General features: G+C 65.2%; 16 protein-coding genes. 3 read left to right on the top strand and 13 right to left on the bottom strand.

Translation table 11 applies throughout. From position 1 onward, the window contains the following. Nucleotides 1–13: 13 nt before the first annotated feature. From RT282_RS04140 to RT282_RS04085, 12 genes are all read right to left on the bottom strand, one after another. Nucleotides 14–4,753 (bottom strand): glutamate synthase-related protein, encoded by a 4,740-nt coding sequence (locus RT282_RS04140; RefSeq protein ID WP_313312000.1) that lies wholly within the window; start codon nt 4,751–4,753, stop codon nt 14–16. Nucleotides 4,754–4,941: 188 nt separating this feature from the next. Then, the gene (locus RT282_RS04135) at nt 4,942–5,637 is read right to left on the bottom strand and encodes an REP-associated tyrosine transposase (protein ID WP_313311998.1); all 696 of its coding nucleotides are present in this window, start codon (nt 5,635–5,637) and stop codon (nt 4,942–4,944) included. Nucleotides 5,638–5,757: 120 nt separating this feature from the next. Then, the gene (locus RT282_RS04130; RefSeq protein ID WP_313311997.1) at nt 5,758–6,672 is read right to left on the bottom strand and encodes an SAM-dependent methyltransferase; all 915 of its coding nucleotides are present in this window, start codon (nt 6,670–6,672) and stop codon (nt 5,758–5,760) included. Next, nucleotides 6,669–7,304, bottom strand: coding sequence for a DUF1415 domain-containing protein (locus RT282_RS04125; protein ID WP_313311991.1), 636 nt, complete (start codon nt 7,302–7,304; stop codon nt 6,669–6,671). The genes RT282_RS04130 and RT282_RS04125 overlap by 4 nt, the downstream gene beginning before the upstream one ends. 67 nt (nt 7,305–7,371) lie before the next feature. After that, nucleotides 7,372–8,535 (bottom strand): deoxyguanosinetriphosphate triphosphohydrolase, encoded by a 1,164-nt coding sequence (locus tag RT282_RS04120; RefSeq protein ID WP_313311988.1) that lies wholly within the window; start codon nt 8,533–8,535, stop codon nt 7,372–7,374. Between the two features lie 75 nt (nt 8,536–8,610). After that, on the bottom strand, nt 8,611–9,723 hold the full coding sequence (gene aroB / locus RT282_RS04115; protein WP_313311986.1) for a 3-dehydroquinate synthase: 1,113 nt from the start codon (nt 9,721–9,723) through the stop codon (nt 8,611–8,613). Between the two features lie 109 nt (nt 9,724–9,832). Continuing rightward, nucleotides 9,833–11,353, bottom strand: a complete 1,521-nt coding sequence (locus tag RT282_RS04110) for a putative Ig domain-containing protein (RefSeq protein WP_313311985.1) — start codon at nt 11,351–11,353, stop codon at nt 9,833–9,835. 20 nt (nt 11,354–11,373) lie between these two features. After that, the gene (gene pilQ, locus RT282_RS04105; RefSeq protein WP_313311982.1) at nt 11,374–13,515 is read right to left on the bottom strand and encodes a type IV pilus secretin PilQ; all 2,142 of its coding nucleotides are present in this window, start codon (nt 13,513–13,515) and stop codon (nt 11,374–11,376) included. Beyond that, nucleotides 13,515–14,066, bottom strand: a complete 552-nt coding sequence (locus tag RT282_RS04100; RefSeq protein ID WP_313312617.1) for a pilus assembly protein PilP — start codon at nt 14,064–14,066, stop codon at nt 13,515–13,517. The genes pilQ and RT282_RS04100 overlap by 1 nt, the downstream gene beginning before the upstream one ends. Continuing rightward, entirely contained in the window at nt 14,066–14,752 is a 687-nt protein-coding gene (locus RT282_RS04095) for a type 4a pilus biogenesis protein PilO (protein WP_313311981.1), read from the bottom strand. The genes RT282_RS04100 and RT282_RS04095 overlap by 1 nt, the downstream gene beginning before the upstream one ends. A gap of 5 nt (nt 14,753–14,757) precedes the next feature. Next, nucleotides 14,758–15,366: a PilN domain-containing protein gene (locus RT282_RS04090; protein ID WP_313082198.1), complete on the bottom strand. Its 609-nt coding sequence runs from the start codon at nt 15,364–15,366 to the stop codon at nt 14,758–14,760. Next, nucleotides 15,363–16,442: a pilus assembly protein PilM gene (locus RT282_RS04085; RefSeq protein WP_313311979.1), complete on the bottom strand. Its 1,080-nt coding sequence runs from the start codon at nt 16,440–16,442 to the stop codon at nt 15,363–15,365. Before RT282_RS04085 ends, RT282_RS04090 begins: the two co-directional genes overlap by 4 nt. A 264-nt stretch (nt 16,443–16,706) precedes the next feature. Between RT282_RS04085 and RT282_RS04080 the strand changes: the two genes are divergently transcribed. Next, on the top strand, nt 16,707–19,106 hold the full coding sequence (locus RT282_RS04080; protein WP_313311978.1) for a penicillin-binding protein 1A: 2,400 nt from the start codon (nt 16,707–16,709) through the stop codon (nt 19,104–19,106). Nucleotides 19,107–19,124: 18 nt separating this feature from the next. Here RT282_RS04080 and cyaY read toward each other — a convergent pair whose 3' ends face one another. After that, nucleotides 19,125–19,454, bottom strand: coding sequence for an iron donor protein CyaY (gene cyaY, locus RT282_RS04075; protein ID WP_313311977.1), 330 nt, complete (start codon nt 19,452–19,454; stop codon nt 19,125–19,127). A gap of 15 nt (nt 19,455–19,469) precedes the next feature. On the opposite strand from cyaY, the gene lptM reads away from it, so the two are divergent. Continuing rightward, nucleotides 19,470–19,679, top strand: coding sequence for an LPS translocon maturation chaperone LptM (lptM, locus tag RT282_RS04070; RefSeq protein ID WP_313082190.1), 210 nt, complete (start codon nt 19,470–19,472; stop codon nt 19,677–19,679). After that, nucleotides 19,676–20,965 carry a diaminopimelate decarboxylase gene (gene lysA / locus RT282_RS04065; RefSeq protein ID WP_313311975.1) on the top strand — a complete coding sequence of 430 codons (1,290 nt, stop codon included), beginning with the start codon at nt 19,676–19,678 and terminating at the stop codon, nt 20,963–20,965. Before lptM ends, lysA begins: the two co-directional genes overlap by 4 nt. The last annotated feature ends 31 nt before the right edge of the window (nt 20,966–20,996 follow it).

The following is a 20,996-nucleotide window of genomic DNA, read 5'->3' as shown; positions in this document are numbered from 1 at the left end:
GTCCGCGTTGCGCTCACTTGGCCGGCACGGCCGCTGCCACTGCTTCTTTTTCGATAGCTGCTGGCGCAGGCGTGGCGCCCTCTTCGAGCACTTTTCGCTCATGGATCTCGGCCAGGGCGCGCTGGTACTCGGACGGGAAGACCTTGACGAAGCGGGCCCGGGAGGCGGCCCAGTTGTCCAGGATGTCGCGGGCACGGCGGCTGCCCGTCCAGCGGCTGTGGTCCTCCAGCAGCTTCCTGAGCTGCTCTTCGTCGGTCTGCCCGCGGTGCCAGTGGCCCCGGTCGCTGCTGGCCATCTGCTCGTGCGCCGGCAGCACGCGCTCCAGCCGCACCATTGCGGTGTTGCAGCGCGAGGCAAAACGCCCGTCCTCGTCGTAGACGTAGGCCACGCCGCCGCTCATGCCGGCGGCGAAGTTGCGGCCCGTGCGGCCCAGCACGGCGACGGTGCCGCCGGTCATGTATTCGCAGCCGTGGTCGCCCACGCCCTCGACCACTGCCGTAGCGCCCGACAGGCGCACGGCAAAGCGCTCGCCGGCCACGCCGGCAAAGAAGGCCTCGCCGCTGGTGGCGCCGAACATCACCGTGTTGCCGACGATGGTGTTGGCCGCCGTGTCGCCGCGGAATTCGTGGCTGGGCCGCACGATGACGCGCCCGCCCGACAGGCCCTTGCCGGTGTAGTCGTTGGCCTCGCCCGTCAGGTTCAGCGTGATGCCGCGGCACAGGAAGGCGCCGAAGCTCTGCCCACCCGTGCCCTCGAAGTGGATACGGATGCTGTCATCCGGCAGCCCCTCGGGATGGGCGCGCGTGACGGCGCCCGACAGCATGGCACCCACCGAGCGGTGGACGTTGCGCACCGCCTCCATGATGCGCACGCTCTCGGCATGCTGGATGGCAGGCTGGCAGCGTTCGATCAGGCGCACGTCCAGCGCGCGGGCCAGGCCGTGGTCCTGGTGCTCCTGGTGGAAGCGGGCCACGCCGGGCTCGACCAGGGGCTGGGCGAACAGGCGCGAAAAATCCAGACCCTGGGCCTTCCAGTGCTGCACGCCGCGCCGCGTGTCCAGCAGGTCGGTGCGGCCGATCAGCTCGTCGAAGCGGCGCAGGCCCAGCTGGGCCATGATTTGGCGCACCTCCTCGGCGACGAAGAAGAAGAAGTTCACCACGTGCTCGGGCTTGCCCGAGAACTTGGCGCGCAGCACCGGGTCCTGCGTGGCCACGCCCACCGGGCAGGTGTTCAGGTGGCACTTGCGCATCATGATGCAGCCCTCGGCCACCAGCGGCGCGGTGGCAAAACCCACCTCGTCCGCGCCCAGCAGCGCCGCGATGACCACGTCGCGCCCGGTCTTCATCTGTCCGTCGGCCTGCACGCGGATGCGCCCGCGCAGGCGGTTCAGCACCAGGGTCTGCTGCGTCTCGGCCAAGCCGATCTCCCAGGGGCTGCCGGCATGCTTGATGGACGACCAGGGCGAGGCGCCCGTGCCGCCGTCATGCCCGGCGATGACCACGTGGTCGCTCTTGCACTTGGCCACGCCGGCGGCGATGGTGCCCACGCCGACTTCGGAGACCAGCTTGACCGAGATGTCCGCGTGCGGCGCCACGTTCTTCAGGTCGTGGATGAGCTGGGCCAGGTCTTCGATGGAGTAGATGTCGTGGTGTGGCGGCGGGCTGATCAGACCCACGCCGGGCACGCTGTGGCGCAGCTGGCCGATGTACTCGGTCACCTTGCCGCCGGGCAGCTGGCCGCCCTCGCCGGGCTTGGCGCCCTGGGCCATCTTGATCTGGATCTGGTCGGAGGACGACAGGTATTCGGCCGTCACGCCAAAGCGGCCGGAGGCCACCTGCTTGATCTTGGATCGCAGCGAGTCGCCGTCCTGCAGCGCGATGTCGCTGGCCACCTTGTCGGCGCCGATGATGGAGCCCAGCGTTTCGCCCTGCACGATGGGAATGCCCTTGAGCTCCTTGCGATAGCGCGCCGGGTCTTCGCCGCCCTCGCCCGTGTTGCTCTTGCCGCCGATCCGGTTCATGGCCACGGCCAGCGTGGCGTGCGCCTCGGTGGAGATCGACCCCAGCGACATGGCGCCGGTGGCGAAACGCTTGACGATTTCCTTGGCGGGCTCGACCTCCTCGACGGCGATGGCCTTCGCCGGGTCGAAGCGAAACTCGAACAGGCCGCGCAGCGTCATGTGGCGCCTGGACTGGTCGTTGATGATCTGCGCGTATTCCTTGTAGGTGCTGAAGCTGCCCGAGCGCGCACTGTGCTGCAGCTTGGCGATGGCGTCGGGCGTCCACATGTGCTCCTCGCCGCGCACGCGCCAGGCGTATTCGCCACCGGCGTCCAGCATCTGCGCCAGCACCGGGTCGCCGCCGAAGGCAGCCAGGTGGTTGCGGATGGCCTCCTCGGCGATCTCGAACACGCCCATGCCCTCCACGCGGCTGGCGGTGCCGGTGAAGTACTGGGCCACGGTGTCGGCGTTCAGGCCCACGCATTCGAACAGCTGCGCACCGCAGTAGCTCATGTAGGTGGACACGCCCATCTTGGACATGATCTTGGACAGGCCCTTGCCCACCGCCTTGATGTAGTTGTAGATGGCCTTGTCGGCCGACAGGTCGGCGGGCAGCTCCTGGTGCAGGCCGGCCAGCGTCTCCAGCGCCAGATAGGGGTGGACGGCCTCGGCGCCGTAGCCGGCCAGCACGGCGAAGTGGTGCACCTCGCGCGCCGTGCCGGTCTCCACCACCAAGCCGGTGGTGGTGCGCAGGCCCGTGCGCACCAGGTGCTGGTGGATGGCCGACAGGGCCAGCAGCGCGGGGATGGCAACCTGCGTGGCCGACAGGTTGCGGTCACTGATGATGAGGATGTTGGCGCCGCCCTTGATCTCGTCCACGGCCTGGGCGCACAGCGAGGCCAGCTTGGCCTCCACGCCCTGCTTGCCCCAGGCCAGCGGGTAGGTGATGTCGACGGTGGCGCTCTTGAACTTGCCGTGCGTGAAGCGCTCGATCTGGCGCAGCCGGGCCATACCCTCGAAGTCCAGCACGGGCTGCTGCAGCTCCAGCCGCATAGGCGGGTTGACCTGGTTGATGTCCAGCAGGTTGGGCTTGGGGCCGACGAAGGACACCAGGCTCATCACGATGGCCTCGCGGATGGGGTCGATCGGCGGGTTGGTCACCTGCGCGAACATCTGGCGGAAGTAGTTGTACAGGGGCTTGTTCCTGTCCGACAGCACGGCCAGCGGGCTGTCGTTGCCCATGGAGCCGATGCCCTCCTCGCCGTTTTGCGCCATCGGGGCGAGCAGGAACTTGATGTCCTCCTGCGTGAAGCCGAAAGCCTGCTGGCGCTCCAGCAGCGGCAGCGTCGGCGCGGGCAGCGGCTGTGCCTCGCCCTTCACGTCGTCGAGCTTGATGCGCAGGTTCTCGATCCACTGCTTGTAGGGCTTGGTGTTGACCACGTTCGCCTTGAGCTCGTCGTCCTCGATCAGGCGGCCCTGCTCCAGGTCGATGAGCAGCATCTTGCCGGGCTGCAGGCGCCACTTTTGCACCACACGGCTGTCGGGCACGGGTAGCACGCCGGCCTCGGAAGCCAGGATGACCAGGTCGTCGTCCGTCACCACATAGCGCGAGGGGCGCAAGCCGTTGCGGTCCAGCGTGGCGCCGATCTGCCGGCCGTCGGTGAACACGATGGAGGCCGGGCCGTCCCAGGGCTCGATCATCGCGGCGTGGTATTCGTAGAACGCGCGGCGGCGCTCGTCCATGGATTCGTGCTGCTCCCACGGCTCGGGGATCATCATCATCACGGCCTGGCTGATGGGGTAGCCGGCCATGGTCAGCAGCTCCAGGCAGTTGTCGAAGGTGGCGGTGTCGGACTGGCCGGCGAAGCTGATCGGATAGAGCTTCTTCAGGTCCTCGCCCAGCACGGGCGAGGCCATCACGCCCTCGCGCGCCAGCATCCAGTTGTAGTTGCCGCGCACGGTGTTGATCTCGCCGTTGTGCGCCACGTAGCGATACGGGTGGGCCAGCGGCCACTCGGGAAAGGTGTTGGTCGAGAAGCGCTGGTGCACCAGGCCGATGGCCGAGACGCAGCGCTCGTCGGCCAGGTCCAGGAAGTACTCGCCCACCTGGTTGGCCAGCAGCAGGCCCTTGTAGACCACGGTGCGGCTGCTCATGCTGGGGACGTAGTACTCCTTGCTGTGCTTGAGCTTGAGGTTCTGGATGGCGGCGCTGGCCGTCTTGCGGATGACGTAGAGCTTGCGCTCCAGCGCGTCCTGCACGATCACGTCGGCCCCGCGGCCGATGAACACTTGGCGCAGGATGGGCTCCTTGTCACGCACGGCGGGCGACATGGGCATGGCGCGGTTCACCGGCACGTCGCGCCAGCCCAGCAGCACCTGGCCCTCGGCCTTGATGGCGCGCTCCAGCTCCTGCTCGCAGGCCAGACGCGAGGCGTGTTCCTTGGGCAGGAAGACCATGCCCACGCCGTACTCGCCGGCCGGAGGCAGCTCCACGCCCTGCCCCGCCATCTCCTCGCGGTACAGCCGGTCGGGGATCTGGATCAGGATGCCCGCGCCGTCGCCCATGAGCTTGTCCGCCCCCACGGCGCCGCGATGGTCGAGGTTCTCCAGGATCTTGAGCGCGCCGGTGACGATGTCGTGGCGCTTGTCACCCTTGATGTGGGCCACGAAGCCCAGGCCACAGGCGTCGTGTTCATTGCTGGATGCATACAGCCCGTGCTGCTGCAGATGCTGGATTTCGGCGGCCGTAGTCATGGCGCGTTCCTCAAGTCAGAAAACGTGGGAGACGCAGATTAATGCATGACTCCATGCACTTCAAGCATATTAATTGGGGTCAGATTCCAATTAAAGATGGATTCAAGAGCAGCGCTTTAAATAAGGGACAGTTCAAAAATAGGAGCTTCTAGCGCCCACCAGTTAAGCGATAGAGCCCATTTTTATACCTAATCCAGAGCAGATGCAGCAGGCCGTCCGGCCTGGCTTTTTGCGACGCGGCGCTCCGTTTTTTGTTGCAACGCAGCAATAAAAGCAGGCTCGCCGAGCGCCCAGCCGGCATGGGCGGCACGGCCCAGGGCTTCGCGCTCGTGGCTACCCAGGCCGGCCTTCACCAGTTCGGCATAGGCAGCCTGGCGCGCGAAGGGCGTGTTGCCCAGCGCCCAGTACAGCGCATGCGGAGTGACGAGCGGATCAGCCCGCAGGCCGAGGTTGTGCGCATGACTGGACCAGGGGTAGTCCACCGGACGGCCGGCCAGGCCCGCGCGCACGGGATTCAGGTCGACATAGGCCATGCAGGCGAGCAGGTAGCGTTCGGACTGCACGATGGTCGAGCGGTAGCGCCCCTCCCACAGCGTGCCCGTGCGCTGGTGGCGACGGTTGAAGTAGCGCACGTAGCTGCGCCCCACGGCCTGCATCATGCGCGGCAGGCCCTCTGTCGTCTCCGGCGTAGCCAGCAGATGCAGGTGGTTGCCCATGAGCACATAGGCGTGGATGGCCACCTTGCACTGCCGCGCCTGTTCGGCCAGCAGCGCCAGCATGCGCTCGTAGTCAGCCTTGTCCTTGAAGATCATCTGGCGGTTGTTGCCGCGCTGGATGATGTGGTGCGGATAGCCGGGGACGGTGAGGCGAGGCAGGCGGGCCATGGCAAGTGCTCCTGGTCAGGTGCAAAGAGTGCCCATGGTAGGAACAATTGGAATCCGACCCCAATTTTTGGCAATTTTTGGAGTCAGAGCCCAAGGGGCCGGTTGAGTGGCCGGCTGCCGTCAGGCGGACAGGCCGAAGCGCGCGGACAGGCTCTGGCGCAGGCCGAACTCGTCCAGGATCGCCGCCAGGCGCTCTGCGGCGCTGCGCTTTTTCTGGCCCGTGTAGCGCGCCAGGATCAGTTCGTTCTTCAGGCTGTGTTCCCAACCCACCAGCTCGGTCACCGTGACCTGGTAGCCGGAGGCCTCCAGGTGCAGGCAGCGCAGCACGTTGGTGATCTGGCTGCCCATCTCGCGCGTGTGGATGGGGTGGCGCCACAGCTCGGCCAGAGGCGTGCGCGACAGGCTCAATGCCTTGTTCTGGCGCAATGTGGCAGCCACCTCGGCCTGGCAGCACGGCACGAGCACCATGGCACGCGCCTGCTTTTGCAGGCCGAAGGCTATGGCATCGTCGGTGGCGGTATCGCACGCGTGCAGCGCCGTCACGATGTCGAAGCGCAGCGGCACCTGCGCGGCAGTGGCGGCGTCCGCGACCGACATGTCGAGAAAGCGCATGCGCTCAAAGCCCAAGCGCGCGGCCAATTCGCGCGAGCGCTGCACCAGCTCGGCGCGCCACTCGATGCCGTAGATCTCGCCGCGCCCGAGCTGCTTGAAGAACAGGTCATACAGGATGAAGCCCAGGTACGACTTGCCCGCGCCGTGGTCAGCCAGCAAGGGAGCGTGGCCGTCGGCCGACAGCTCGGCCAGCAGCGGCTCGATGAACTGGTACAGGTGGTAGACCTGCTTGAGCTTGCGCCGCGAATCCTGGTTCAACCGCCCTTCGCGGGTCAGGATGTGCAGCTCCTTGAGCAGCTCAATGGATTGTCCCGGCCGCAACTCGGCCAGCACGGCGGCATCCTGCCCGATGCCAGCGACGCCAAGCTTTGGTGTGGCACCCCGGCCGTGGCCCTGCTGCTGTGGCCGCTGTGCCCGGCTCATGCCTTGCCGCCGCCGTTGCTGCTGGGCGCGTTGTGGTGCACAGGGCAGCGCGCACCCACGTCCAGGGCCTTCCAACCGTCGGCACCCAGCTTTTCCAGCACTTCGATGTTGCGCTCGAAGATCTCTTCGGCTTCGGGGAAGGCCTCGACCGCGCGGTCGATGCTTTCCTCACGCAGCAAGTGCAGCGTGGGGTATGGGGCCCGGTTGGTGGCGTTGCCCACGTCATCCGGCTGGGTGCCGGCGAACTGGAACTGCGGGTGGAAGGACGCCACCTGCAGGATGCCGGCCAGGTCCATGGCCTCGACCAGCTCGTCTGCCAGCTCCAGGAAATCGTTGAAGTCCAGGAAATCCGCCATGGCCAGCGGCGCCATCAGCAGCGTGGTGTCGCGCTGCTCGGCAGGCGCCTCGGCCAGTGCCTCCAGTTCACGTTGCAGATCCTGCAGCAGCCCGCGCGCGTCGTCGGCGTGGCTGACCACGTAGTGGATCTGGCCCTTGGTGTGCACGCCCTTGGCGAAGGGACACAGGTTCAGGTCGATCACGGCACGCTCGAGCCAGCGCACCATGTCCTGCACGACGACGGCATCGTCGCGCGCGGGTTCGTAGGTCGGGGGGGATGGGTGTTCGGTTGTCATGGCAGGCCTTGCGGCGTGGGCACACCGGCGGGCGTGCGTAGGCCGCCAATTCTAGGAAACGCCGCAATCACCCCAGCAGGCGCTGGCCGGTGATGCGCTCGTGCTCGCGCAGCGCATAGCGGTCGGTCATGCCGGCGATGAAGTCGGCCACGGTGCGTGCTCGCCGCTGCAGGTCGCCCTGCTCGGCGCCATCGGCCTGGGCAGGCGGCATCTGCTGGGGTGCGTCCATGTACGCGTCGAACAGCTCCTGCACCACCTGCTTGGCCGCGTCCATGGTCTGCGTGACCTGCGGATGGCGGTACAGCGAGCGCATCAGGAACTGCTTGAGCGCCTGCGACTGCTCGCGCATGCCGTCGGAAAAGCACACCATGGCCGGCAGGCGGCGCACGTCCTGCACGCTGGCGGGCTGGTGGCGCGCCAGAGCCGCGCGCGTGGAATCGATCACGTCGTAGACCTGGTCGCTGAGCATGCGGCGGATGGCCTCGTGCAGCAGGCGCCGCTGACCCGGGCCTTCGTCGCCCAGCTGCGGGAACTGCTGCTGCGCGGCGTGGCGGTAGCGGTCGAACAGCGGTACTTCGCGCAGCTGTGCCAGGGTGACCAGGCCGGAGCGCACGCCGTCGTCGATGTCGTGCGCGTTGTAGGCGATCTCGTCGGCCAGGTTGCACAGCTGAGCCTCCAGGCTGGGCTGCTGCCCGTGCAGGAAGCGCCAGCCCACGCCGTGCGGCTCGCGCGCCTCCAGCAGCTCGGCGTTGCGCCGCGAACAGTGCTTGAGGATGCCCTCGCGCGTCTCGAACGTCAGGTTCAGCCCGTCCCAGGCGGGGTAGCGCTCCTCCAGCGCATCGACCACGCGCAGACTCTGCAGGTTGTGCTCGAAGCCGCCAAAGCCCTGCATGCAGCCGTTGAGCGCATCCTGCCCCGCATGGCCGAAAGGCGTGTGGCCCAGGTCGTGCGCCAGGCTGATGGCCTCCACCAAGTCTTCATTCAGCGCCAGCGAGCGGGCAATGGCGCGGCCCAGCTGCGCCACCTCCAGCGAGTGCGTGAGGCGCGTGCGGAACAGATCGCCCTCGTGGTTCAGGAAGACCTGCGTCTTGTAGACCAGCCGCCGGAAGGCGCTGGAATGCACGATGCGGTCGCGGTCGCGCTGGTAGTCGGTACGCGTGGGCGCGGGCGGCTCCGCGTGGCGGCGCCCGCGCGACTGGGCCGGGTCGCAGGCGTAGGGGGCGAGTGACAAGTTTTGAGTCAAATCGGCTTCTAGCCCTTATACAGCAAGCGCGAGCAGCTCTTTAAATGATAGTAAAGGAAGCGGTCACGCAACGCAGCACGCGTCGATGACCTCGCGCACCAGCGCATCGGGCGCCGCGCGCAGCACCGCCCTGCCCGGCCCGTCGATGAGCACGAAGCGGATCTCCCCGGTCTCGGCCTTCTTGTCCACACGCATCAGTTGCAGGTAGCGGCCGGCGTTGTCCTGCGCATCGAGCACCGGGCCGCGCGTGGGCAGGCCGGCGCGCTCGGTCAGCGTGCGCAGCCGCTGCACGAAAGCAGCGTCCACCAGGCCCAGCCGGCGCGACAGCTCCGCCGCCATGACCATGCCCGCCGCCACGCCCTCGCCGTGCAGCCACACGCCGTAGCCCATGCCAGCCTCGATGGCGTGGCCAAAGGTATGGCCGAAGTTGAGAATGGCGCGCAGGCCGGCCTCGCGCTCGTCGGCGCCCACCACGCTGGCCTTGATCTCGCAGCTGCGCTTGACGGCGTGTGCCAGCGCCTGCGGCTCACGCGCCAGCAGCGCGTCCATGTTCGCCTCCAGCCAGGCGAACAGCTCCATGTCGGCGATGGGGCCGTACTTGATGACCTCCGCAATGCCGGCCGCCAGTTCGCGCGCCGGCAGGGTGTCGAGGGTGGACAGGTCGCAAAGCACCAGCCGCGGCTGGTGAAAGGCGCCGATCATGTTCTTGCCCAGCGGATGGTTGATGCCGGTCTTGCCGCCCACGCTGGAGTCGACCTGCGCCAGCAGCGTGGTGGGCACCTGCACGAAGTCCACGCCGCGCATGTAGCAGGCAGCGGCGAAACCCGTCATGTCACCGATCACGCCGCCACCGAGGGCGTAGAGGACTACCTTGCGGTCACAGCCGTGGGTGAGCAAGGCGTCGAAGATCAGGTTCAGGGTTGGCCAGGTTTTGTGCTCTTCGCCGTCGGGAAGGGTGACGGTGTGGACGTGGGAATAGTGGGCAACCAGCCTATCGACCAGCGTTTGGTTGTAAAGCGGGGCAACGGTGTCGTTGGTGACGATCAATGCAGCGGTGCCGGCAGGCAGACCAGCTGCGCCTGCGGCTAACGCCGCGAAATCGCTACCAATAGCGATCGGGTAGCTGCGCGCGCCCAGGTTGATGCGCACGACTGTGGGATTCGGGTCAGCCTGCATGATGCTGAATATAAAGTCAGTGGTTCTGCCAGACGAAAAGGGCTCCAAGGCGGTGCCCTGGAGCCCCTGAGGCAGAGCCTTGCCGGCTCCGCCAGAGTTCAGCATAGGCTCAGCAGCCTGTACCCGTCACAACGACGCGGATCTTGTTGGTCACCGTCGAGGTGCCTTTGGTAGCCGTGACGAAGAAGTCGTTCGCGCCGCATTGCGCATCCGCCGGCACGCCAGCGGCAGCCGTCAGGATGCCGGTATCGGTCAGTGTGAGCCATGTGGGCAGACCAGTGCCGGTCCACTTGACTTCCCCTGTCGCAGAGCCACCAACCGCCGTGAAGGCATAACCGGAGAAGGCTTGTCCACGCGTCGCGTCCGCAACCTTGCAAGCCGCATTGGCTGCCGTGCTGCAGCCCACGATGGACAGGGGGTCGACCACCGCGTTGCCACCCACGGTCAGGGTGAAATTGGCTGTCCGGACATTGCCTGCGGCATCGCTCACCCGCACCGCGAAGCTGACAGGACCCGTGATCCTCACATTGGGCGTGCCCGAAATGATGCCCGAAGAGCTGAGCGACAGACCTGCCGGCAGGGCGCTGAGAGCAGCCCAGGTGTAGGGCGCCTGACCACCGGTAGCCTCAAGCACATAGCTGTAAGGCTGGCCATTGGTAGCAGCCGGAATCGTTGCAGTCGAAATCACCAACGGCTCCAGGACGGGGGCAATGCGCGACACGGCCGAGATCACGAATGCGCCAGCAATCGGATCCTTGATGCCATTGGTCACGTCGTTGTCGCTGCGGTCTGCCAGCACATCCACGACGATAGGACCTTCATTCAAGCCGCTGGAAAGCGTGAACTTGCCGATGCCGCCCACCGTGCTGACCCACAGCGTGCTGCCGTCCTTGCCACCAGCCATCAGACGCGCACCCGTGGCCGCACCCGTAGTGGAGCGAAGGCTGACCTGCACGTTCTGTACTGTGGTGTTGGGCAGCGGCTGATCGGCGTCGTCCAGCACCTGCACGTCCACGACGGTGGAGGTGGCGAGATTGCTGAAATTCCCCTGCGTTCCCAGCCGGTTGGACTGGCCATAGGTACGGATGCTCGCCGCCTTGCCGCTGGCTGCGCCCACGGTGATGTTGACGCTGGTCGAGTAGTTCTTCTTGTCGCGGGGGTCCTGCACCGAGCAGGTGATCTTTGCCGTTCCAGCCTGATTACCCGCGTGGAAATGGAAAGAGTTACCACCGGAGTTGGCGCCCAGGGTAATGCTGCGATAGGCCTTGGGAATCTTCACCTTTCCGCCATTGCCATCGTCCACTTCCTCGACGTGCTCATCGTCGCCGTCGAGGTAATACAGAGAACCCGTATCAAGCCCGCCCTCGACATTGCAGCCGAAGATGTCTTCGCCCCCAGGAATGGGATTGCCACCGGTTGTTGCGTTGACATACAGCGTGGTCGAGTAAGGCGCATAGACGCCTTGCCCAGGCCCGATATTGGCCGTGTTTACCGGCAACAGAGTCTTGTCGGCTCTCAACGTGATGTTGTAGGGAGCACTGGATTCTCCCCCGCTCCCTCCGCCGCCGCCACAAGCAGTCAGCGCCGCAGCCACGACTGCAGAAAAAATGGAAATCTTTGCAATTTTCATGATTGATCTACCTACGAAACTCAACGCACGGGACCACGGTCAGTAATGACCTTGGGCGTGATGAACACCAGCATTTCACGCTTGGAGGACTCCTTGGTCCGGTTCTTGAACAGATTGCCCACCACCGGCACATCCCCCAGCAGCGGAATCTTGTTTTCCTGATTGGTCTCTTCCATTTCGAAGATGCCGCCGATGACCACGGTCCCACCGTTTTCCACCAGCACCTGGGTCTTGACGTGCTTGGTGTCGATGGCAACACCCTGCTCGGTGCTCTCGCCACGGCTATCCTTGTTCACGTCCAGGTCCAGGATGATGTTGCCCTCGGGCGTGATCTGCGGCGTGACTTCCAGCTTCAACACGGCTTTCTTGAAAGCGATGGTGGTGGCGCCGTTGGGTGCTGTGACCGAATACGGATATTCGGTGCCCTGCTCGATCAGCGCCTTGGTCTGGTCGGCGGTGATCAGGCGCGGGCTGGAGACAATCTTGCCCTGCCCGTCTGCCTCCATGGCCGACAGCTCCAACGTCAGGAAGCGGTTGGCAGCGGAATTGAAGATGGACAGTGCAAACGACCCCACCCCCGTGACATTGGACAGAGAGGCAGGCAGGTTCACGAAACTGCCGCCCACGTCCACGTTGCCGCCAAAGCCGGCCGAGTTGGTGGCGTTGCCGTAATTGGTGCCCAGGGCCAGTCGATTTCCGCCACCAATGCCATAGCCACCGTCACCGCCGCGGTTGGCGCGCAGGTCGCCACCGCCCAGTCGTACCCCCAGCGAGCGACCGAAGGAATCACGCGCCTCGACGATGCGCGCTTCGATCATGACTTGGCGCACGGGTACGTCCAGGGTCAGCAGCAGCTGGCGCACTTCTTCCAGCTTGGCGGGCGTGTCCGTGACGAACAGCTGATTGGTGCGCGGCTCGGCGATCGCGCTGCCGCGCTCGGACAGGAAGCGGGCGTTCTGCGACGAGCCACCTCCCGACGCATTGGACGTCGTCAACTGGGCGACGATGTCGGCCGCCTTGGCGTAGTTCAGCTGATACGCCTGCGTGCGGGTGGGTTCCAGTTTTTGAATGGCTGCTGCCGCTTCATAGTCCTTGCGCACGCGCTCATCGATCTCGTCCTTGGGTGCGATCCACAGCACGGTGCCGGACTTGCGCATGCCCAGACCCTTGGCGTCCATGATGATCTGCAGCGCCTGGTCCCAGGGCACATCCTTGAGACGCAGGGTAAGGGAGCCCGTGACCGTATCCGAGGTGACGATGTTGAAGTTGGTGAAGTCCGCGATCACCTGAAGCAACGAACGCACTTCGATGTTCTGGAAGTTCAGCGACAGCTTCTCGCCCGTGTAATGCGGGCCCTGAGACAGCTTGTTCAGGTCCACCTTCTTGGGACGCACTTCCACCACGAATTGGCTGTCGCTCTGGTAGGCGCTGTGCTCCCACTCGCCAACCGGCTCGATGGACAGGCGCACGCGCTCACCCTGCTGGGTGGCGGTGATGGTCTGGATGGGCGTGCCGAAGTCGGACACGTCCAGGCGGCGGCGCAAGCCCTCGGGCAGCGACGAGCGCAAAAATTCCACCACCAGGCCCTTGCCTTGCTGCTGTAGGTCCACCCCGACCTGGTTGCTGGCCAGTGCGACGACAACACGGCCAGCACCATCGGTGCCGCGGCGGAAGTCCAGATCCTTGAGCGGCAGTACGTCCGCGTTGTGACTTTCGGCAAAGACGGTGCGCGGCGCGCTGGGCACCAGGGCGCCACCCGTCACCGCATCCAGCACCACCACCACGGTACGGCCCTGTACCTCGGCGCGATACGACGTGGGCTGCTTGAGGTTGAGCACGACGCGTGAGCGCTCATCCGTCTGGACGATGTTGGCGGACTTGACGTTGCCCTGGTTGATGTCGATCAGCGATCGGCCCGTGGCGTTGCCCACCCCGGGAAAGTCCAGTGCGATACGCGCCGGGCTTTGCGTGGCGAAGCCCGGCGGCGGCTCGGCGATGGGTTCCGACAGCTCAATGCGCAGCGTTTCCGATCCCCCCTGGAGGAAGCCGGAAACGGATTCAATGCTGGGGCGTGCATTCGCTGCGCCGGCGCCCAAGGTGGTGGCCAGGGCAATGGCCACCACCCAGAGGCGCTGCTGCAGACCTGTCTTGATTCGAATCATTATTTCTTCCCCCCACTTCCCTCTTGCAATTCAAGCGTCACCATGCGTTCGATCCAGTCGCCCGAGGAGTCCTGCACGATCTCGCGCAGCTGGACGTTGGTTTCATTGATGGCTGTGATCTTTCCGTAGTTCTGGCCCAGGTAGTTGCCGGCGCGTACCTGATACAGCAGCTTGTCCACGCTGATGAGCGCGGTGGGCGTGCCGCTCTTGTTCATACTGCCCACCATCTTCATAGCGTCCAGCGGATAGGCCTCCAGAGGCTCCTTGCGGCGCGCCATTTCGGGCGCGATCAGCGAAGCATTGGCGGCCGACTGCGCGGAGTCACGGCGCAGAACCTGCGTGAGCTTCTGCGGATCGAAGGGCTCCACGCCCCCCTGCGCCACGTAATTCTGGGGTGTGAACTGCTTGGGTTCGGACAAGGGCGTTACGCGCGGCTTGGTCGTTGCGCGCAAATCCTGCATCCATTGGCGCAATTCATCTTCGCCACTGGGACCACAACCTGCCAGCGTGAGCGCTGCCGCACAAAGCGCGGCTTTATACAAAGAACCCATCATTTCTTCGCGCCTGCTTTTTGCGTTGCAGCCTTCTGGGCTTGAATTTCCTCGGGATCGAGGTAACGGAAGGTGCGTGCCGTGGCTTCCAGCGTCAGTCCGCCCGCTGCATCTCTTGCGGAGGGCGCAAGAGCGATGTTATTGAGCGTGACGATGCGCGAGAGATTGGCGACATCGGAGGCAAACGAGCCGATGTCGTGGTACTTGCCAGCCACCTTGATGGCGATGGGCAGCTCGGCGTAGTAGTCCTTGACCACGACCTGACCCGGCCTGAACAGCTCGAACTGCAGGCTTCGGCCCAAACCGGCCTGATTGATATCGGACAGCAACGCCGCCATTTCCGCCTTGCTTGGCAGTTGCTTCTCGAGCTGGGTGACGTATTGCTGAACCTGTTCGCGCTGCTTCTTGAGCAGGTCCAGGCTCACTGCCTTGACCAGCTTCTTCTGGTAGTCCTGACGCAGCTGCTCCTCCGTGGCCCGCTCGCTTGCCAGTTGCTCCTCATACTCGGTCAGCTTGAAGAACCACAGTGCTGCAGCCACGCCACCTGCGATGAACAGGCACAGCAGCACGCGAGGCACGATGGGCCACAAGGACGGATCCTTGGGGTCTAGATTCTGGAATTGCCCCTGCAGGTTGTTCTGCAGGCGCGCAAAGTCCATCTTGGGCGCTTTTTTCTTCGTAGCCATGTTTGTTACTTCCCTGCCGCTGCGCTGGCGGCGTCGGCGGCCTGCTGCGCCTCGGAGCTACGAACCAGCCGGAAGCGCAGATTGAAGGAAGCGACACGGCGCTGATCCTTCGGCGAGAGCGCCACGTTGGCCGCGACGATCTCCACCAGTTCAGGCTTGGAGAACCAGGGTGTATTGCTGGCCAGGTTGCGCAGCATTTCTGAAACGCGCTCGTTGGACTGGGCCATGCCTTGCATGGTCACCACCTGGTCCTGCTGCTTCAGGCTGGTGATGTACACGCCTTCGGGCAGCTGCATCACCAACTCGTTGAGCAGGTGCACGGGCAGGTTGCGGTCGGACTGCAGGTCCTCCACGGCCTTCTGGCGCGCCTGCAGGGCTGCGATCTCGGCCTCGATGGTGGCGATTTCCTTGATCTGGCTTTCAAGCACCTTGATTTCGCTGCGCAGGAAGTTATTGCGTTCCTGCTGGTCGTCAATCATGACCTGGAACCACCAGTAAATGACGGCGGCAATGGCCAGGCCCACCAATGCCGACATCAGCATCACGGCCTGGAAGGCTTCACGCCGGCGCTTGCGCGCCGCCTCCCGATGCGGGAGCAGGTTGATCAGAATCACTGCAGGAACCTCCGCATGGCCAAGCCGCAGGAGGTGAGATACGAAGGCGCCTCACGCACCAGGTTCTTCAGCCGCACACCGCTGCCGATCTCCATGCCGTCGAACGGGTTCGCGGTGACGCAGGCAAAGCCCGTATTCTTGATGACCTGCTCGGTCAGTCCAGCCAAGGGCGCGGAGCCGCCTGCCAACATGATGTGGTCCACCCGGTGATAGGGAGTGCTGGTGAAGAAGAACTGCAGGGCGCGGGCAATCTCCTGCGACAGGCTGTCCACGAAGGGACGCAGCACGGCGGACTGGTAATCCTCTGGCAGATCGCCGTTGCGCTTCTTGGCCTCAGCTTCCTCTTGGGAAAAGCCGTACTGGCGCACGATCAGCTGCGTCAGCTGCGCACCGCCAAAGGCCTGGTCGCGTTCATAGAGAACGTCATCGTTGCGGATCACTTGCATGCTGGTGGTGAATGCGCCCACCTCGAACAGCGCCACCACGGCGTCTACGCCATTGCCGGGCAGCGCCTGGATCAGACGGCTGGCCGACAGTCGCGCCGCATGCGACTCGATGTCCATGATCACTGACTTGAGGCCAGCCGCCTCGGCCAGGCCCTGACGATCCTGCACTTTTTCCTTGCGCGAGGCAGCGATCAGCACCTCCACATCGTCCGGCGCACCTTTGGCGGGACCGATGACGCAAAAATCCAGGCTCACCTCATCCAGGGAAAAGGGGATGTACTGGTTGGCTTCGGATTCGACCTGCACCTCCAGTTCCTGCTCGGACATGCCGCCGGGCAGGTTGATGCGCTTGGTGATCACGGCCGATGGCGGCAGCGCCATGGCCACGTTCTTGGTCTTGGTACCGCTTTTCTTGACCAGACGGCGCACCGCGTCGGCGACTTCATCGAATTTCTCGATGTTGCCGTCCGTAACCCATCCACGCTCGAGCTGCTCAATGGCGCATCGCTCCAGGACCAGCTTGCCAGTACTGTCACGTCCCAGCTCCACCAGCTTGACGCTGGAGGAGCTCACGTCCACTCCCAACAACGGGACAGCCTTGCGACTGAATAACGACCCCACTTCGATCAAGGCGTCCCCCTGTAACTTAATTCTTGAGTCATGCAACGAAACTTAACAGCTCGCTTCAATGCTAGCAGCAAGGTACTTGAGCAACCAAGCATTTCTCCCGCCAGCGCCGGTCTGGGCGTTGTCAAAAGCAGACGCTTGAAGTTGGGTTAAAAAGGAGGACCACAGCCCCCGGCGTGACTAGAAATGGGGAGGGCAAAGAAGGCGGCGCCCAGCAGCCCTTCGCGCCACATTTTTATAATGGTCGGTTCGCTAGATCCCGCCCTCATGACGACGACGCCACCCACCAAAAAATCCCCTCCGCCCTCCCCCAGACTGCCGCGCTGGGTGCGCTGGCCTCTGCTTGCGCTGGCCTGGCTGCTGGGCCTCGCGGCGGCCGGGGCCGCCGTCGCGGTGCTGGCCGTGGCGCTGGGACTGGCGGTGGCCTACCCCAATCTGCCGGATATCTCCGAGTTGGCCGACTACCGGCCCAAGCTGCCGTTGCGGGTGTACTCGACCGAAGGCGCCCTTCTGGGCGAGTTTGGCGAGGAGCGGCGCAACCTGACCCCCATCGAAGACATCCCGCCGGTGATGACCAATGCAGTGCTGGCGATTGAAGACTCACGCTTCTTCCAGCATGGCGGGGTGGACTACAAGGGCGTACTGCGCGCGGCGCTGGCCAACCTGGGTCGGGTCAAGAGCCAGGGCGCATCCACAATTACCATGCAGGTAGCACGCAACGTATATCTTTCTTCGGAAAAAACATTTACCAGAAAGATTTACGAAATATTACTCACATTCAAGCTCGAACATCTGCTATCAAAAAACCAGATTCTCGAGATTTACATGAACCAGATTTATCTGGGTAATCGCGCATACGGTTTCGCGGCGGCCGCCGAAACCTATTTTGGCAAACCACTGAAATCCATCTCCATTGCCGAGGCTGCGATGCTGGCTGGTCTGCCCAAAGCCCCGTCGGCCTACAATCCCATCAGCAACCCCAAACGCGCGCGCGTACGCCAGCTCTACATCATCGAGCGCATGCAGGAAAACGGCTTTATCACCGCCCAGGAGGCCACTGAAGCCAAGGCTGAGCCCATCCGCCTGCGCTCGCCCAGCGACAACACACGCATCCATGCCGAGTACGTGGCCGAGATGGCGCGCCAGCTGATCTTTGCCCAGTACGGCAACGAGGCCTACACCCGCGGCCTGAACGTCTACACCACGCTCAATGCCGGCGAGCAGGAGGCCGCCTACCTGGCGCTGCGCAAGGGCATCATGGATTACGAACGCCGCCAGCACTATCGCGGACCCGAGCGTTTTGTGGATCTGCCCACCTCCGCCGCCGAGGCCGAGGATGCGATCGACGACGCACTGGCTGGCCACCCGGACAACGGCAACGTGCTGGCCGCCGTGGTGCTGGAGGCCTCCCCGCGCAAGATCGTCGCGGCGCGCGCCGACGGCGAGAAGCTGGAGATCACCGGCGACGGGCTCAAGCCCGCCCAGTCCGGGCTCTCCGACAAGGCGCCGCCCAACATCCGCGTGCGGCGCGGCGCCGTGATCCGCGTGGTGCAAACGCCCAAGAAGACCTGGGAGATCACCCAGCTGCCCGAGGTCGAGGGCGCCTTCGTCGCCATCGATCCACGCTCGGGTGCCATCCGGGCGCTGGTGGGCGGCTTCGACTTCGATAAGAACAAGTTCAACCACGTCACCCAGGCCTGGCGCCAGCCGGGCTCCGCCTTCAAGCCCTTTATTTACTCCGCAGCGCTGGAAAAGGGCTTCACCCCGGCCACCGTGATCAACGATGCGCCGCTGTTCTTCAGCGCCGGCGTGACGGGCGGCCAACCCTGGGAACCCAAGAACTACGACGGCAAGTACGACGGCCCGATGACCATGCGCGCGGGCTTGGCGCGCTCCAAGAACCTGGTGTCCATCCGCGTCCTGCAGGCCGTGGGGCCGAAGGTGGCCCAGCAGTGGGTGGCGCGCTTTGGCTTCGATGCTGAAAAGCACCCGGCCTACCTGCCCATGGCGCTGGGCGCGGGCTCGGTCACGCCCATGCAGATGGTGGCAGGCTTTTCGGTGTTCGCCAACGGCGGCTACCGCGTCAATCCCTACCTGATTACCCGCGTCACCGACCACAAGGGGCGCATCCTGTCCAACGTGCAGCCACCGGCCACGGCGGACAACCCGCGCGCCATCGATGCGCGCAACGCCTTCGTCATGAACAGCCTGCTGCAGGAGGTTACCCGCTCCGGCACCGCAGCGCGCGCTCAGGCGACGCTCAAGCGCCCCGATCTGTATGGCAAGACCGGCACCACCAACGACGCGGTGGACGCCTGGTTCGCCGGCTTTCAGCCCACCATCGCCGCCGTGTCCTGGATCGGCTACGACACGCCACGCAACCTGGGTAGCCGCGAGACCGGCGGTGGCCTGAGCCTGCCCATCTGGATCAGCTTCATGGAGAAGGCGCTTAAAGGTGTGCCCGTGGCCGAGCCCACGGTGCCTGCGGGAGTGACCAACGTCAGCGGCGAGTGGTACTACGACGAATACGTGCGCACCGGCGGCGTATCCAGCGTCGGCCTAGAGGCGAGCATGCCTTCCTCGGGCGAGAGCCCGCCCGCCCTGGCACCCACCGCTCCGCCGCCTGCCGAGGAGCGCAACCGCATCCTCGACCTGTTCAGGAATTAAAAGAAAAGAGCAAGGGGGTCAGGACGCGAACCGCAGCGCCTGGCCGCTCTGGTCACTGGCGGCGCGGCTCAGGTCGGCAAAGAATTCGCTGCTAGTCTTGGTGTCGCGCCACTGCTCGCCGTCCCACCGGTAGTGGTAGCCGCCCGAGCGCGCCGCCATCCAGATCTCGTGCAGGGGCTTTTGCAGATTCACGATGATCTGGCTCTGGTTGGCGAACGACACGGTGACCATGCCGCCCGTGCGCTGGCTGTCCAGGTCGCAGTCCGTCTCGTCGTTGATGCGGTCGCAGCCGCGCTCCACCGCCAGCAGCAGTTGTTCGGCGCGGTCCATGAATTCCAGGTCGGTCATTACTACAATTTGCAGATGCTCACAAGCCGCCGCATTCTAGCCAGCACCCTTTGCCTTGCTGCCGCCGTGGCATCCCTGGCCGCCTGCGGCCAGCGCGGCCCGCTCTACCTTCCTACCGAGCCGGCGGCCGCCCAGCGTGCCAGCCTGCCCGACACGCTACGGCCGGCACCTGCCGCCGCCGTGGCGCCGACAGCTCCTGCCTCCTCCATCTCCACACGTCCATGATCCCCTCTCCCCTGCCCGGCCAGCCCCAGCTGCACTACCGCGACCAGTCGCTCTATCTCGAAGACTGCCGCCTGGCCGATCTGGCGCACGAGCACGGCACGCCGCTGTACGTCTACTCCCAGGGCGCCATGCTGGACGCGCTGGCTGCCTACCAGCGCGGCTTTGCCGGGCGCCGGGTGCAGATCTGCTACGCCATGAAGGCCAATTCCTCGCTGGCCGTGCTGCAGCTGTTCGCGCGCCATGGCTGCGGCTTCGACATCGTCTCCGGTGGCGAGCTGCAGCGCGTGCTCGCCGCCGGCGGCGATCCGGCCAAGGTCATCTTCTCCGGGGTGGGCAAGACCCGCGCCGAGATGCGCCAGGCGCTGGAGGCCGGCATCGGCTGCTTCAATGTCGAGAGCGAGGCCGAGCTGGAGGTGCTCAGCGAGGTGGCCGTCGCCATGGGCCTGCGCGCGCCGGTCAGCATCCGCGTCAACCCGAATGTGGACGCCAAGACCCATCCCTACATCTCCACCGGCCTGAAGGGTAACAAGTTCGGCATCGCACACGAGCGCACGCTGGCCACCTACCAGCGTGCGGCGCAGCTGCCCGGGCTGCGCGTGGTGGGCATCGACTGCCACATCGGCTCGCAAATCACCGAGGAAACGCCGTTCATGGATGCGCTGGAGCGCATGCTGGACCTGGTGTCCGCCGTCGAGGCCGCGGGCATTTCCATCCACCACATCGACTTCGGCGGCGGCCTGGGCATCAATTACAACGGCGACACACCCCCCGCTGCCGACGCCCTGTGGGCCAAGCTGCTGGCGCGCCTGGATGCGCGCGGCTACGGTGACCGCCAGCTCATGATCGAGCCCGGCCGCTCGCTGGTGGGCAACGCCGGCGTGTGCCTGACCGAGGTGCTGTACCTCAAGCCCGGCGAGCAGAAGAACTTCTGCATCGTCGACGCCGCCATGAACGACCTGCCCCGCCCGGCGATGTACCAGGCCTACCACGCCATCGTGCCGCTGCAGCAGCAACCAGGCGCCGAGGGCACGCTGTATGACGTGGTCGGCCCGGTGTGCGAGAGCGGCGACTGGCTGGGGCGCGACCGCAGCCTGGCCGTGACCGCCGGCGACCAGCTGGCGGTGCTGTCCGCCGGCGCCTACTGCAGCGCCATGGCCAGCATCTACAACAGCCGCCCGCGCCCGGCTGAAGTGCTTGTCGACGGCGCCCGTGCCCATCTGGTGCGCGCGCGCGAGGGTGTGGTGGAGCTGTTTCGCAACGAGAGACTGGTGGACGGCGAAGCTTGATGCCCATCAAGGATTAACCATCCTGGCGGCC

The sequence above is a fragment of the Pulveribacter sp. genome (assembly GCF_032079985.1).
In the GTDB taxonomy this organism is placed as follows: Bacteria; Pseudomonadota; Gammaproteobacteria; order Burkholderiales; family Burkholderiaceae_C; genus Melaminivora.
This window is presented reverse-complemented; position numbering and strand designations above follow the sequence as displayed.